This is a genomic window from Mycobacterium sp. OAS707 (assembly GCF_014873705.1).
Lineage (GTDB): Bacteria > Actinomycetota > Actinomycetes > Mycobacteriales > Mycobacteriaceae > Mycobacterium.
On sequence record NZ_JADBDS010000004.1, the window covers coordinates 250,275 to 263,253 of the forward strand.

The window sequence follows — 12,979 nt, forward strand, 5'->3', positions numbered from 1 at the left end:
AAATTATGTTCCATGTCGCGTCGCATGGATTACACCATCGAGTTCGGCGCACCGGCGGAGAAGATCTACCAGGACTTCACCAGCCGGGAATACTGGCAAACCCTGATGGACGCGTACCGCTTCCTGACGCCGCAGTCGGAGATCAAGACCTTCTCGACCACCGAGCGCGGCACGGACATCGTCTTCGTGCAGAACCTGCCCCGCATGTACCTGCCGCCCATCGCGCGCAACGTCGTGCCGTTCGACATGATCATCACCCGCAAACAGCATTTCGATCGCTACGACCACGAGAAGAATCGGGCCAAGGGCACGTACTCGGCATCGATTCCGCACGGCCCCGGCAGCTTTGGCGGTCAGTACTTCCTCACCGAGACCCAGGCAGGCAGCAGGTTGCGGCTTTCCAGCGTCTGCAAGGTCCACATCCCGTTCATAGGCGGCGCGCTGGAGGACCTGATCCTGCATCACATCAAACAACTCTTCGACGCCGAGGAGGCGTTCACCGCTGACTGGATTGCCAAGCACCACTAGGCCGGTCGGTGCCATCACGCGTGGCACCACCGGTCATAACCGGTTGCGCCGCAGCGACCGGTGGCTGGTGCACTCGCGCCGGGTGCGCGCCGCACTGCAGGCGGCGGCCGACCCGCTGGTGATCGACCTCGGCTACGGCGCGCTGCCGGTGACGACGCTGGAACTCGCCGCCCGGCTGCGGGTGGTGCGTGCCGACGTCCGCGTGGTCGGCCTCGAGATCCATCCCGAACGTATTGCGCCCTCTCGCGACGGCGTGGAATTCGGCCTCGGCGGCTTCGAATTAGCGGGTCGCACACCGGTTTTGGTGCGAGCGTTCAACGTACTGCGCCAGTACCCGGTGGACGCGGTGCCAGGGGCGTGGGCCACGATGCAGGCACGGCTGGCGCCCGGCGGACTCATCGTCGACGGCACCTGCGACGAGTTGGGCCGTCGCTGCTGCTGGGTACTGCTCGACGCCGACGGGCCGATCAGCCTGACGTTGGCGTGCGATCCGTTCGCGATCGACCGACCGTCGGATCTGGCCGAACGCCTTCCCAAGGTGCTGATCCACCACAACCTCCAAGGCCAGCCGATTCATGCGTTGCTGTCGGCGGCGGACCGGGCGTGGGCCAGCGTCGCGGGGCACGGGGTGTTCGGGCCGCGGGTGCGCTGGCGCGCGATGCTCGACCTGCTGCGCGACGAGGGCCTGCCCGTCGAGCCGCCGCGGCGGCGGATGCGCGACGGCGTTCTCTCGGTGCCGTGGGCCGCCGTCGCGCCCGTAGGCTGAACCCCATGCGGATTGCCCTCGCGCAGATCCAGAGCGGCGCAGAACCCACGGCCAACCTCGGCCTCGTCGAGGACTACACCCGACGCGCCGCCGACGCAGGCGCCCGCCTCGTGCTGTTCCCCGAGGCGACGATGTGCCGCTTCGGGGTGCCGCTCGCCCCGATCGCCGAACCACTTGACGGATCGTGGGCGTCGGCGGTCCGGGCGATCGCCGAGCGGGCGGGCATCGTCGTCGTGGCAGGCATGTTCGCGCCCGCCGAAGAAGACAGGGCCGGCAGGGTGACCAACACGCTGCTCGCGACGGGTCCCGGGGTCGACACGCACTACGACAAGATCCATCTCTACGACGCGTACGGCTTCGCCGAATCCGACACCGTCGCGCCTGGGCATGAACCCGTGATGATCACCGTCGACGACGTGAACGTCGGGCTGACCCTGTGCTACGACGTCCGCTTCCCCGAGCTGTACGTCGAATTGGCTTCGCGGGGAGCACAACTCATCACGGTGCACGCATCGTGGGGCACCGGCGCAGGCAAGCTCGAGCAGTGGCAGTTGCTGGCCCGCGCCCGCGCGATCGATACGACGGGCCTCGTCGCCGCCGTCGATCAGGCCTACCCCGGCGATGAACTCGCCGCAGCGGGTCCGGTTGGTGTCGGCGGCAGCCTGGTCTCGTCGGCGATCGGGGAGGTACTGGCATCGGCCGGGGCGGACCCCCAGTTGCTCGTGACCGATCTCGACCTCGACGCTGCGCACAAGGCCCGCGAGACGATCGCGGTATTGCGCAACCGGACAGACTTCACCCGTCTGGGTAAGGCAGAATCGCTCAGGTGACCGATCCCTGGGCTCGGCCGGCCAACCAGGTCCCGCCCGTCGAACCGCCGCCACAGTTCCCACAGGGCGCGCCAGCCGGCCAGCCGGCACCGCCGCAGGCCCCGCCCCCTGAGCAGGACTCGTCGCTGCTGAACAAGGTCAAAGACCTGTTCCGCGACCCGTTGTCGATCGTCCTCGCCGTCGTCATCGTCATCGCGCTGGTCGCGGCCGGCCTGCTCGCAGGCGAGCTGTACGCGCGCAGCCGCGCCGACGACGTGGTCGCAGCCGCGGCGCAATGCGTGGTGCAAGACAGCGCATCGGTGTCGTTCGACGCACTGCCGCCGTTCCTCTGGCAGCACATGACCGGTCACTACACGAACATCCACTTCGAGACCGCGGGCAATCAGGTCCGACAGGCCAAGGGCATGAAGGTCAACGTGGCCATCAAGGACGTCCGGCTCGGGGACACCGCGAACTCCGGCGGCACGATCGGCTCGTTGGTCGCCAACGTCACCTGGTCGACGCAGGGCATCAAGGACACCATCCAGAACGCGATCCCTCTCGTCGGCTCGTTCGTCACCGGCGTGACCACCAACCCGTCGGCAGGCACCATCGAGTTGCAGGGCGCGCTGGGCAGCATCACCACGAAGCCGACCGTCGCCGACAACGGAATCTCGTTGCCGGTAACGGAATTGACCGGCCTGGGCTTCACGCTCCCGCGCGAGACGGTGCAGCCGGCGCTCGACGCGTTCACCGACCAGTTCACCAAGGGCTACCCGCTCGGTATCCACGCGACCGGGGTGCAGGTCACCGATACCGGTGTGGTGGCACAGTTTTCGACGCAGAACGCCTCGATGCCGAAGGGTAACCAGGACCCCTGCTTCGCGGGCCTCTAGCCCAGTCCGTCGAGCACCGCGCGCGTGCCGGATAGCCCGAGCCGGGTCGCGCCCGCGTTCAGCATTGCGACGGCATCGTCGGCTGTGCGGATACCGCCGCTGGCCTTGACGCCCAGCCGATCTCCGACGGTGTTCGCCATCAACTCGACCGCCCGCACGGAGGCACCGCCACTCGGGTGAAATCCTGTGGAGGTCTTCACGAAATCGGCGCCTGCCTCCTCGGCGATGCGGCACACGTCGGTCAGGCGCTGCTCGCCGGCCAATGCGATCAGCGCAGCCGACTCCACGATCACCTTCAAGACCGCGTCCGAAGGTATCGCGTCGAAAACCGTTGCGATATCTGAACGCACCGCATCGAAGTCGCCTTCGAGAGCAGATCCGACATCGATCACCATGTCGATCTCACCGGCGCCGGCCGCAACGGCCAGCCGGGCTTCCTCGGCCTTGATCGCCGGAAGGTGTTTTCCTGACGGAAATCCCACCACCGACGCGATCTCATATGCGCCTGTTCGGAACGACTTGGCCGTCGCCACCATGGTCGGTGACACGCACACCGCGAACACGTCGAGCTCTTCGGCCTCCTTCAGCAGCGCGATCACGTCGGCCTCGGTCGCCTCGGGCTTCAACAGAGTGTGGTCGACCAGCGCTGCCACCTGCTCCCGGCTGTAGCTGTGCGGCACTAGAACGGTTCTTCAGTGCCGCCGGGATTGCAGTGCGCGTCGACCATCGCCTGGTCGGAGACCTCGTTTCGCCACGGTTCGAGGTTCCAGCTGACCTTGCCCGGCTGGGCTAGTTCGGCGAACTCCCAATGACATTGAAACTGGTGCTGCATGGAGGGTGTATTGGCGTCAGGCGAAAGCGTCAGTACCTCAGCCCACGCTTCGTCGAAGGCCGAGGTGGTGGCCACCAGCGACGCCTGCCTCCCCGACTCCGTGGGGTACACCCGCAGGCTGGACAGGTCGCCCCACTTCGCCCACTGGACGTGGTCGATGTACGGCGGCGCCGGCACGTCGGCCGACGCGATCGGCGCCAGCGCGACGGGAATGGTGATGGCCGCCAATGCGACGGCGAGGCGGAGGCGCACGCGGCTAACGGGACTTGCCCTGAATCTCGAGAATCTTGGGCCGCACGTCGACGAGATAGACACCTGCGGCCACAGCGGCGATCGCCACGCCGGTGATGCCGAGGACGAGTGCCAGGAGCACGCCGACGCCGAGGATCACCAGCCAGACGGGTTTCGTCAGCTTGTCGGCGGCGGTGTAGGCGTCGGGCCGCTGCAGGGCGGCGTGCACGAACGCGTAAACCGCCGTCACCACCACCGCGATCTGCAAAACAGCGAGGACGTAACCCACTAGGCCTTGAAGCTCCACATAGCTAGCCTAAGCGGGTTACGTCCCCGGGTCGACTCTTCGTCGCCGCTACCGGCGACACGAGCCCTTATTTACTTCTGGGTGACCTTCTTGGCCGCGGCCTTCTTCGCAGGCGCCTTCTTGGCAGGAGCCTTCTTGGCCGGGGCCTTGGCCGCGGCCTTCTTGGCGGGCGCCTTCTTCGCGGGCAGCTCGACACCGACCAGCTTGGCGGCACGCTCGCCGACGGCGCGGGTCTGCGATGCCACGTTGCCCAGGGCCTCCTGGGTCAGCTCGACGGCCTGGTCGCTGTAGCGCTCGACGCGCTCGCGGCCCTCTTCCAGCGCCGGCGTGTTGCGGATCCGCTCCAGGGCGGCCTCGCCACGCTCGACCAGGGTGTTGTAGCGGGTCTGAGCCGCCTCCGCGTAGCTCTCGGCCACCTTGCGCAGCTCCTCCGAGCTCAGCCGGCCACGCAGCTCCTCGAACTGGGTCGGCAGGTCCTCCTGCAGCTTGGTCAGCCGAGCGCGGCTCTCCTCGACGCGTGCCTGGGTGTCGGTGCGGGCCTCGCCGGCGCGCTCACGCAGGGTGGCGACGATCTCGTTGACCCGCTCGAGAGCGAGGTCGGCGGCGCCGACCGCAGCGAGCAGCGGGGCCTTCAGGTCGTCAACGGTGGGCTGGTTCTTGGCGGTCTTCGCAGGCTTCTTCGTAGCCATGTTGTAGTTCCTTTCACTGAATTTCGTTACTTTGCGAGATTTCTAGAACGGGGGGTTGGTCTGTGATCGCTTCAGTCGTCGGCTCCTCACTGACGGCTTCGTTTTGTTGGCAAAACGACGTGTAAATGTCGAGCAGCACCTGCTTTTGCCGCTCGGTGATCGCCGTGTCGGTGACGATGGCGTCGCGGACTTCGCTCGTCTCGCTGGGCTCGAGGATCCCGGCCCGCACATAGAGCACTTCCGCAGACACCCGTAGTGCCTTGGCGATCTGTTGCAGCACGTCGGCCGAGGGTTTCCGCAATCCGCGCTCAATCTGGCTGAGGTAGGGATTGCTGACGCCGGCCTTCTCGGCCAACTGCCGCACGGACACCTGCGCTGCTTCGCGCTGCGTTCGGATGAAGCTGCCGATGTCCTGGGCCGCGTTCTGTGCGGCGTTGGACACGACGGCGGCAAGATTTTCATCCTGCGGCATGGCGCTTAGCCCCCTCGGTTGCGTCGGGTGTTCCGTTTTGGATTGCTCCAGTGCGACGCCACTAACCGTACGACGGGGTGCTAACTTTTGCAAGCACTAGTTAGCGCAGGTCAGAAGAGTAGCTGGGCTACCGAATAGATGATCAGGCCGGCCAGCGACCCCACCACCGTGCCATTGATCCGGATGAATTGCAGGTCACGGCCCACGTGCAGCTCGATCCGCCTGCTGGCCTCGTCGGCGTCCCAGCGCTCGATGGTTTCGGTGATGATCGCCGTGATCTCCACCCCATATTCGGAAACCAGGTGTTGAGCTGCGCGGATGATCCAGTTGTCGACCTTGTCACGCAGGTCGGCGTCGTCTCGGAGCGATTCGCCGATGTGGACGACGGACTCGGCGATGCGCGTGCGCAAAGCGGATGACGGGTCGTCGACCGACTCGAGAATGATCCGCTTGGCCGCGGCCCACGCCGTCTCGGCGGCCCTGGCCACCTCGTCCCGGGCCATCAACTGATCCTTGACGTTCTCGGCGCGCTGAATCGTCGCCTCGTCGTGCTGCAGATCGTCGGCGAATTCGAATAAGAACCGCGTGGCCGACCTTCGCAGCTCGTGGTCGGGGTTGCGGCGCACCTTGTCGGTGAAGTCCATCAACTCCCGATGGATGCGGTCGCCGACCAGGTGGTCCACCCAACGCGGCGACCACGTCGGCGAATCGCGTTCGACCACCCGCTCGATGATGTCGCCGGCGTTCAGCGACCACTGGAACGCCCGGTCGGCGAGCAGCTGCAGCAGCGCCTCCTGGCGGCGCTCTGCCAACAGCGTGGCCAACACGCGACCGATGGGCGGACCCCACTGCGGTTCGGCGATGCGCTTGACGATCATCCGATCCAGCACGTGCTGCACGTCCTCGTCGCGCAGCATCTCCACCAAAACCCTTAGCGCCGTTGATGTTTCGGCTGCGACACGCTTGGCGTGCTCTGGCTCGGAGAGCCACTTGCCCAGTCGGCCAGCGACCTGCGCGTCGCGCAGCTTGGTCGCAACGACCTCCGGCGACATGAAGTTCTCCCGAACGAAGGCACCCAGACCCTCTCCGAGTTGGTCCTTCTTGCGCTTGATGATCGCGGTGTGTGGGATCGGGATGCCAAGCGGATGTTTGAACAGGGCCGTGACCGCGAACCAGTCGGCGAGTGCGCCGACCATGCCGGCCTCGGCGGCGGCCCGGACGTATCCGACCCAGGCGGCCGCGCCGTCGGACTGAGCCCAGGTGCAGAGCAGGAAGACGACGGTGGCGCCGAGCAGGAAACTCAGCGCGACGAGCTTCATCCGCCGCAGCCCGCGGCGGCGTTCGGCGTCGGCGACGCTGTCGGCCCCCGCTAACGACTCGGCGAAACTGGTCGGAGCCGGTCGGCCGGCGTCCGGTCTGTGTGCCACTCCTCCATCATCCGCTAAGTCCGCGTCGGGCCCGTCCCACAAGCCCCCAGAACAAGATCGGCCGTACTATCAAGGGGACTAACGGAATGGATCACGGCAATAGTGGCACAGCAGACCTCCCCGGTGGCGATCAAGACTGATGGACGCAAACGGCGCTGGCACAAGCACAAGGTGGAGCGCCGCAACGAGCTAGTAGACGGCACGCTGGAGGCCATCCGGCGACGCGGCAGCAACGTCAGCATGGACGAAATCGCGGCCGAGATCGGCGTCTCCAAGACGGTGCTGTACCGCTATTTCGTCGACAAGAACGATCTGACGACCGCGGTGATGATGCGGTTCGCGCAGACCACACTGATCCCGAACATGACCGCCGCGCTTACGTCGAATCTCGACGGCTTCGATCTGACCCGCGAAATCATTCGCGTCTACGTCGAGACGGTGGCAGCAGAGCCCGAGCCGTACCAGTTCGTGATGGCCAACAACTCGGCCTCAAAGAGCAAGGCCGTCGCGGCTTCGGAGGCGATCATCGCCCGCATGCTCGCGGTGATGCTGCGCCGCCGCATGGTGGAGGTGGGGATGGACACCAGCGGTGTCGAGCCGTGGGCCTATCACACCGTCGGCGGGGTTCAGCTGGCCACGCACTCGTGGATGAACGACCGGCGGATGACCGCCGACGAGTTGATCGACTACTTGACGATGTTGTCGTGGAACGCGCTGTGCGGAATCGTCGAGGTCGGCGGTTCGTTGCAGAAGTTCCGCGAACAACCCCACCCGTCGCCGGGATTGCCGCCACAATTACTGGCTCATGAGTAACGACGACGCACTCCCCTCCATCTGGTCGCATGACCCTCGGCAGCACCTCGCGTTTTCCCGAGGGGACAAGGTCGCCGACATCAAGACCAACAGCTCTCCGGGTTTCGACGGGTCCAAGAAGGACGCCAAGGTGTTGCAAGACGAGCGCAACATCCGCTACGCCGAGCTACAGGAGATGTTGTACGCGAACAGCAGGTCCGAGGCCGGCGACACCCGATCCGTGTTGCTCATCCTCCAGGGCATGGACACCGCGGGTAAGGGTGGAATCGTCAAACACGTTGTGGGAGCCGGGAATCCGCAAGGAATTCGGTACGCCAGCTTCGGCAAACCAACCGAGGAAGAGCTGGCCCATGACTATTTGTGGCGGATTCGCAAGGCCTTACCACCGGCCGGGCACATCGGGGTGTTCGACCGCTCGCATTACGAAGACGTTCTCATCGTGCGCGTCCACAACTTGGTGCCGCGCGAGGTGTGGAGGAAACGGTATGACGAGATCAACGCGTTCGAGCGCGAACTCGTCGACGGCGGAACGACTCTCATCAAAGTTGCCATGTTCGTCTCGCTCAGCGAGCAGAAGAAGCGGTTGTCCCAACGGCTAGACCGCCCCGACAAGTATTGGAAATACAATCCGGCTGACATCGATGAACGCAAGCTGTGGCCCAAGTACGAGCGGGCGTTCCAAGCGATGCTGGATAAAACCTCTACCGAGTACGCGCCGTGGTACGTCGTGCCGTGCGACAAGAAGTGGTACGCCAGGTTGGCCGTCACCGAGTTGCTCATCGACGCCCTCAAGGGGCTCAATATGTCTTGGCCGTCACCCGATTTCGACGTCGAGGCGGAGAAGAAGCGGCTAGCCGACGCCTAGCGGGAGCCGAGCGTCGGCTTCTCCGAGCGCACGGTTGTTTGCAGGCCTACTCGACGTTTGCGTACAACAACCGTGCGCTCGGTCGGTGAAATTATCCACAGCCGAACCAATTGCTGTGGTCGGCAGTTTCGACTGTGCCCCACGATTATCTGGTGCGACCCGATCTCATAGTGGCGACAGAAGCGATTGCCACAGGTGAACTCAGCAGGCGAGACCTCAAGCGCTACTACAGCAAGATTCATCGAAATGTCTACTCGCGAAAAGGCATGCCCCTCACCGCGGTCGACCGCGCGCACGCCGCGTGGCTGTGGTCAGGACGCAACGCCACTCTCGTTGGTCACTCGGCTGCGGCCCTACTGGGAAGCAAGTGGATTCCTTCCGATGCTCCGGTGGAGCTGGCGCGAGTGCGACGGCCAGCGGCCAGAGGCATCCATGTGTACAGCGGCGTTCTCGCGGAGGATGAGATCTGCTTGAGACAGCGCATTGAATGCACGACGGCGTCGCGCACCGCTTACGACCTCGCTCGGCGTTTGCCGCTGGAGACAGGTGTCATTCGTGTGGACGCATTGCTCAATGCGACAAGAACGCCTGTGGCCCAGGTGAACTCAATCGCGGCCCGCTACCCCGGCGCACGCGGCCTTCGGCAGCTCCGCGAGACGCTCGATTTGGCCGACGGCGGCAGTGAATCTCCCCAGGAAACTCGATTGCGTCTATTCCTCGTCCAGTCCGGACTCCCGCGTCCGGTGACTCAGATCGTCGTACTAAACGACAGGGGCCCCGATAGGCGCGTCGATATGGGGTGGCCCGAATGGAAGGTCGGCGTTGAATACGACGGCGAACAGCATTGGACGAACCCAGACAGCTACGCCGAGGACATTGAGCGGCTGGAATTCCTTGCCACACAAGGTTGGAACATCATTCGCGTCAGCTCACGACAGCTGCGTTACCGCCGACAAGAAATTCTGACACGCGTCCGAAGCGCGCTCGCTCAGTACTTGTAGAAGCCCTGGCCCGACTTCTTGCCGAGCTGGCCCGCCTCCACCATCCGCAGCAGCAGCGGCGGCGGCGCGTAATGCGGATCCTTGAGCTCGGTGTACATCGAGTCGGCGATCAGCTTCATCGTGTCAAGACCGATCAGATCCGAAAGTCGCAGCGGCCCCATCGGATGCGACAGCCCGGCGACGATGGCCTTGTCGATATCTTCGACAGTCGCCACACCCGACTCGACCATCCGAATGGCCGACAGCAGGTAAGGCACGAGCAGCGCGTTGACGACGAAACCCGACCGGTCGCTGCAGCGCACCACCTGCTTACCCAGCACATCACTCGCGAACTTCTCCGTGCGCGCGATCGCGGCATCCGAGGTGACGAGGGTGTTGATCAGCTCGACGAGCGGCAGCACCGGCACCGGGTTGAAGAAGTGCAAGCCGAGCACGCGGCCCGGATTCTTCGTCGCCGCAGCGATTTTCATGATCGGGATGCTCGAGGTGTTCGACGCAAGCACCGCGTCGGGGTCGGTGATGATCTCGTCGAGCTCGGCGAAGATCTTGCCCTTGACCGTCTCGTCCTCGATCACCGCCTCGATGACGAGCTGGCGATCCGCCAGGTCCTTGAGCTCGGTCGTGAACTTCAGATTCGCCAACGCCTGATCACGTTCGCGCTCGGTGATCTTGCCCGTGCTGACGCCGCGCTCGAGCGACTTGGTGATGCGCGCCTTGCCCGCCGTTGTCAGCTCCTCGGTGGGCTCGTACACCACCACGTCGACACCGGCCCGCGCCGACACCTCGGCGATGCCGCCGCCCATCTGGCCGGCACCGATGACGCCTACTCGTTCGATTGCGTTGCTCATGGAAACTCCCCTTACACAGCATCAGGCCCCGCCCAAACATGGACGGGGCCTGACGCTATCAACTCAGTGGAACTGGCCCTCTTCGGTCGAACCCGCGAGCGCGGTGGTCGACGAGTTCGGATCAACCGTGGTGGCGATCCGGTCGAAGTAGCCGGCGCCGACCTCGCGCTGGTGCTTGGTCGCGGTGTAACCCCGCTCCTCGGCGTCGAATTCGCGCTCCTGCAGCTCGACGTACGCGCTCATCTGGTTGCGGGCGTAGCCGTAGGCCAGATCGAACATCGAGTAGTTCAGGGCGTGGAAGCCGGCCAGCGTGATGAACTGGAACTTGAAGCCCATCGCGCCGAGCTCCTTCTGGAACTTCGCGATCGTCGCGTCGTCCAGGTGCTTGCGCCAGTTGAACGACGGCGAGCAGTTGTAGGCCAGCATCTGGTCGGGGAACTCGCTCTTGACGCCCTCGGCGAACTTCGCCGCGAGCTCGAGGTCCGGCGTGCCGGTCTCCATCCAGATCAGGTCGGAGTACGGCGCGTAGGCCTTGGCGCGGGCGATGCAGGGCTCCAGGCCGTTTTTCACCCGGTAGAAGCCCTCAGAGGTGCGCTCACCGGTGATGAACGGACGGTCGCGCTCGTCGACGTCGGAGGTGATGAGCGTGGCGGCCTCGGCATCGGTACGGGCGATGACCACGGTCGGCACGTCGGCGACGTCGGCCGCGAGACGAGCCGAGGTCAGCGTGCGGATGTGCTGCTGAGTCGGGATCAGCACCTTGCCACCGAGGTGGCCGCACTTCTTCTCCGATGCCAGCTGATCCTCCCAGTGCGACCCCGCGACGCCCGCGGCGATCATGGCCTTCTGCAGCTCGTACACGTTGAGCGCGCCACCGAAGCCGGCCTCGCCGTCGGCGACGATCGGCGCCAGCCAGTTCTCCACCGAGGTGTCTCCCTCAACCTTGGCGATCTCGTCGGCACGCAGCAGCGCGTTGTTGATACGACGCACCACCTGCGGCACCGAGTTGGCCGGGTACAGGCTCTGGTCGGGGTAGGTGTGGCCGGACAGGTTCGCGTCACCGGCGACCTGCCAACCCGACAGGTAGATGGCCTTCAGGCCGGCGCGGACCTGCTGCACGGCCATGTTGCCGGTCAGCGCGCCGAGCGCGTTGACGAACTCCATGTCGTGCAACTGCGCCCAGAGCACCTCGGCGCCGCGGCGGGCCAGCGTGGCCTCCTCGACGACGGAACCCTGCAGCGCCACGACATCGGCTGGGGTGTAGGTGCGCTCGATGCCCTTCCACCGCGGATTGGTGTCCCAGTCCTTCTGGATCTCTTCCGGCGTCTTCGGCTGGCCAACGGTCGACATTGGTGCTCCTTTTCTTGCAAGTCGCTGGATCCGCTTCACGCCACATGCTTGTTAACGGCCCAACACGTTCACTTGAGTGCTAAGTCGAGGATGCCCCAAGCCATACCCGCAGGTCCAGCCGTTTCACTTGCCAAGTTTCGCCAACGCTCGGCATTAACTTGCTAAGTTTGCGAATGCGGCTACCGGCTTGACCGGTTCAGTAGCTACTGGCCGGTAACACAATTTTCGCTGGTCAGTACGCTCGTACTGTTAAACCCGCCGGGGTCAGAGGGCGAAGATCGCGGCCACTGCTTTCGTCTCGTCGCCGACGGCATATGTGAGCGTTCTAACAGTGCGGTCCGCGAGCTCGGGACCGAATTGCTCGGTCGATCCGGCGGGGTGCACGTGCGAAATGATCTCCAACTTGTCGCCGAGCGCCACGGCGGCGTCGTGCTCGATGGTCACCCGGATCGGCTTGTGCAGCAGTTCCGGCGTGCTGAACAGATAGTCCTCGATCACGCTCCAGTACACGGAGTTGTTCATGTGGTCGAAGATGTCGATGTCGCTGACGCGCACCGGGTAGTCGCGGATTTGCGCCGCGTCCTCGCGACTGCCGGGCTTCAGGTACGCCTTCCACCGCAACCGGTCAACCGAGGTCGTGCGTTGCAGGCCTTCGATGAAGTCGTCGGAGATACGCGCCGGGCCCTGGGTCTCGCGGTTGATGTTGATCCAGAACGCCTCTGATTCCATCAACCCGCCCTTGCGGCCGTCGATGCGGACCCGCATCTCGCACCACCGGTTCGACGTCCCCGAACACCACCGCCGCATCCGCAGCATGTCCTGGAACTCGATCGGCTTGATCAGGTCGATCATCGTGCGCCGGACGATCCACAGCGGATGTGTCTCCTCGAAACCCATCTCGCGCAGTTGGTCTGAGCCGATGTCCTGGATGTGGCGGGTGGCGGCGTCGAACTTCAGCCTGCCCTCGCGGTCGATGTCGGCGACCCGCAGCGGCCACTCCCTGTCGAACACGTCAGGGTGTGGATCGGGCACAGGCATCATCACCTTCGCCAAACCGGTGCTACCTGCGATACCCGCCATCGTGTGTTCTCCCCTGTCACTCCAACGGGGCCGATCCTGCCACAGCAGCCAATCTGCCAACAATG

The 12,979-nt window shown here is 64.9% G+C and carries 16 protein-coding genes; 7 read left to right on the forward strand and 9 right to left on the reverse strand.

The features are described from left to right. Positions 1-12 precede the first annotated feature (12 nt). The 4 genes from GGC64_RS26285 to GGC64_RS26300 are packed head-to-tail and all read left to right on the forward strand — an operon-like array spanning position 13 to position 2,999. Positions 13-528 carry a DUF2505 domain-containing protein gene (locus tag GGC64_RS26285; RefSeq protein WP_192725521.1) on the forward strand — a complete coding sequence of 172 codons (516 nt, stop codon included), beginning with the start codon at positions 13-15 and terminating at the stop codon, positions 526-528. Next, on the forward strand, positions 503-1,294 hold the full coding sequence (locus GGC64_RS26290) for a class I SAM-dependent methyltransferase (protein WP_192725937.1): 792 nt from the start codon (positions 503-505) through the stop codon (positions 1,292-1,294). The genes GGC64_RS26285 and GGC64_RS26290 overlap by 26 nt, the downstream gene beginning before the upstream one ends. Positions 1,295-1,299: 5 nt before the next feature. Then, the gene (locus GGC64_RS26295; protein WP_192725522.1) at positions 1,300-2,124 is read left to right on the forward strand and encodes a carbon-nitrogen hydrolase family protein; all 825 of its coding nucleotides are present in this window, start codon (positions 1,300-1,302) and stop codon (positions 2,122-2,124) included. Then, on the forward strand, positions 2,121-2,999 hold the full coding sequence (locus GGC64_RS26300) for a DUF2993 domain-containing protein (RefSeq protein ID WP_192725523.1): 879 nt from the start codon (positions 2,121-2,123) through the stop codon (positions 2,997-2,999). Before GGC64_RS26295 ends, GGC64_RS26300 begins: the two co-directional genes overlap by 4 nt. Here the strand turns inward: GGC64_RS26300 and deoC are convergent. The 6 genes from deoC to GGC64_RS26330 form a co-directional block, all read right to left on the reverse strand. Further along, a complete protein-coding gene (deoC, locus tag GGC64_RS26305; RefSeq protein WP_192725524.1) occupies positions 2,996-3,679 on the reverse strand; it encodes a deoxyribose-phosphate aldolase in 684 nt (227 codons plus the stop codon). The two genes, GGC64_RS26300 and deoC, sit on opposite strands and share 4 nt — an antisense overlap. Continuing rightward, a complete protein-coding gene (locus tag GGC64_RS26310; RefSeq protein WP_192725525.1) occupies positions 3,679-4,083 on the reverse strand; it encodes a DUF2599 domain-containing protein in 405 nt (134 codons plus the stop codon). Before GGC64_RS26310 ends, deoC begins: the two co-directional genes overlap by 1 nt. A 4-nt stretch (positions 4,084-4,087) precedes the next feature. Then, positions 4,088-4,369, reverse strand: coding sequence for a DUF2516 family protein (locus GGC64_RS26315; protein WP_192725526.1), 282 nt, complete (start codon positions 4,367-4,369; stop codon positions 4,088-4,090). Between the two features lie 71 nt (positions 4,370-4,440). Next, positions 4,441-5,058, reverse strand: coding sequence for a heparin-binding hemagglutinin (locus GGC64_RS26320; protein WP_192725527.1), 618 nt, complete (start codon positions 5,056-5,058; stop codon positions 4,441-4,443). A 13-nt stretch (positions 5,059-5,071) separates the two neighbouring features. Continuing rightward, positions 5,072-5,530, reverse strand: coding sequence for a helix-turn-helix domain-containing protein (locus GGC64_RS26325; protein WP_192725528.1), 459 nt, complete (start codon positions 5,528-5,530; stop codon positions 5,072-5,074). Between the two features lie 110 nt (positions 5,531-5,640). Further along, positions 5,641-6,957: a DUF445 domain-containing protein gene (locus tag GGC64_RS26330; RefSeq protein ID WP_192725529.1), complete on the reverse strand. Its 1,317-nt coding sequence runs from the start codon at positions 6,955-6,957 to the stop codon at positions 5,641-5,643. A 102-nt stretch (positions 6,958-7,059) separates the two neighbouring features. Between GGC64_RS26330 and GGC64_RS26335 the strand changes: the two genes are divergently transcribed. From GGC64_RS26335 to GGC64_RS26345, 3 genes are all read left to right on the forward strand, one after another. Next, positions 7,060-7,770: a TetR/AcrR family transcriptional regulator gene (locus GGC64_RS26335; protein WP_192725530.1), complete on the forward strand. Its 711-nt coding sequence runs from the start codon at positions 7,060-7,062 to the stop codon at positions 7,768-7,770. Beyond that, complete coding sequence (locus GGC64_RS26340; protein WP_192725531.1) at positions 7,763-8,635, forward strand: polyphosphate kinase 2 family protein; 873 nt, start codon at positions 7,763-7,765, stop codon at positions 8,633-8,635. Before GGC64_RS26335 ends, GGC64_RS26340 begins: the two co-directional genes overlap by 8 nt. A 152-nt stretch (positions 8,636-8,787) precedes the next feature. Then, positions 8,788-9,636: a DUF559 domain-containing protein gene (locus tag GGC64_RS26345; protein ID WP_192725532.1), complete on the forward strand. Its 849-nt coding sequence runs from the start codon at positions 8,788-8,790 to the stop codon at positions 9,634-9,636. Here GGC64_RS26345 and GGC64_RS26350 read toward each other — a convergent pair. From GGC64_RS26350 to GGC64_RS26360, 3 genes are all read right to left on the reverse strand, one after another. Then, positions 9,624-10,484: a 3-hydroxybutyryl-CoA dehydrogenase gene (locus tag GGC64_RS26350; RefSeq protein WP_192725533.1), complete on the reverse strand. Its 861-nt coding sequence runs from the start codon at positions 10,482-10,484 to the stop codon at positions 9,624-9,626. The two genes, GGC64_RS26345 and GGC64_RS26350, sit on opposite strands and share 13 nt — an antisense overlap. Positions 10,485-10,547: 63 nt before the next feature. Then, the gene (gene aceA, locus GGC64_RS26355; protein ID WP_192725534.1) at positions 10,548-11,834 is read right to left on the reverse strand and encodes an isocitrate lyase; all 1,287 of its coding nucleotides are present in this window, start codon (positions 11,832-11,834) and stop codon (positions 10,548-10,550) included. 264 nt (positions 11,835-12,098) lie between these two features. After that, on the reverse strand, positions 12,099-12,914 hold the full coding sequence (locus tag GGC64_RS26360) for an acyl-[acyl-carrier-protein] thioesterase (protein ID WP_192725535.1): 816 nt from the start codon (positions 12,912-12,914) through the stop codon (positions 12,099-12,101). Positions 12,915-12,979 lie beyond the last annotated feature (65 nt).

What these genes read in the sequence shown, in the direction of transcription:
- GGC64_RS26285 (WP_192725521.1), top strand. Translation starts at nt 13, where the DNA reads ATGTCGCGTCGCATGGATTACACCATCGAGTTCGGCGCACCGGCGGAG.
- GGC64_RS26295 (WP_192725522.1), top strand. Translation starts at nt 1,300, where the DNA reads ATGCGGATTGCCCTCGCGCAGATCCAGAGCGGCGCAGAACCCACGGCC.
- GGC64_RS26320 (WP_192725527.1), bottom strand. Translation starts at nt 5,058, where the DNA reads ATGGCTACGAAGAAGCCTGCGAAGACCGCCAAGAACCAGCCCACCGTT.
- GGC64_RS26325 (WP_192725528.1), bottom strand. Translation starts at nt 5,530, where the DNA reads ATGCCGCAGGATGAAAATCTTGCCGCCGTCGTGTCCAACGCCGCACAG.
- GGC64_RS26340 (WP_192725531.1), top strand. Translation starts at nt 7,763, where the DNA reads ATGAGTAACGACGACGCACTCCCCTCCATCTGGTCGCATGACCCTCGG.
- GGC64_RS26350 (WP_192725533.1), bottom strand. Translation starts at nt 10,484, where the DNA reads ATGAGCAACGCAATCGAACGAGTAGGCGTCATCGGTGCCGGCCAGATG.
- aceA (WP_192725534.1), bottom strand. Translation starts at nt 11,834, where the DNA reads ATGTCGACCGTTGGCCAGCCGAAGACGCCGGAAGAGATCCAGAAGGAC.
- GGC64_RS26360 (WP_192725535.1), bottom strand. Translation starts at nt 12,914, where the DNA reads ATGGCGGGTATCGCAGGTAGCACCGGTTTGGCGAAGGTGATGATGCCT.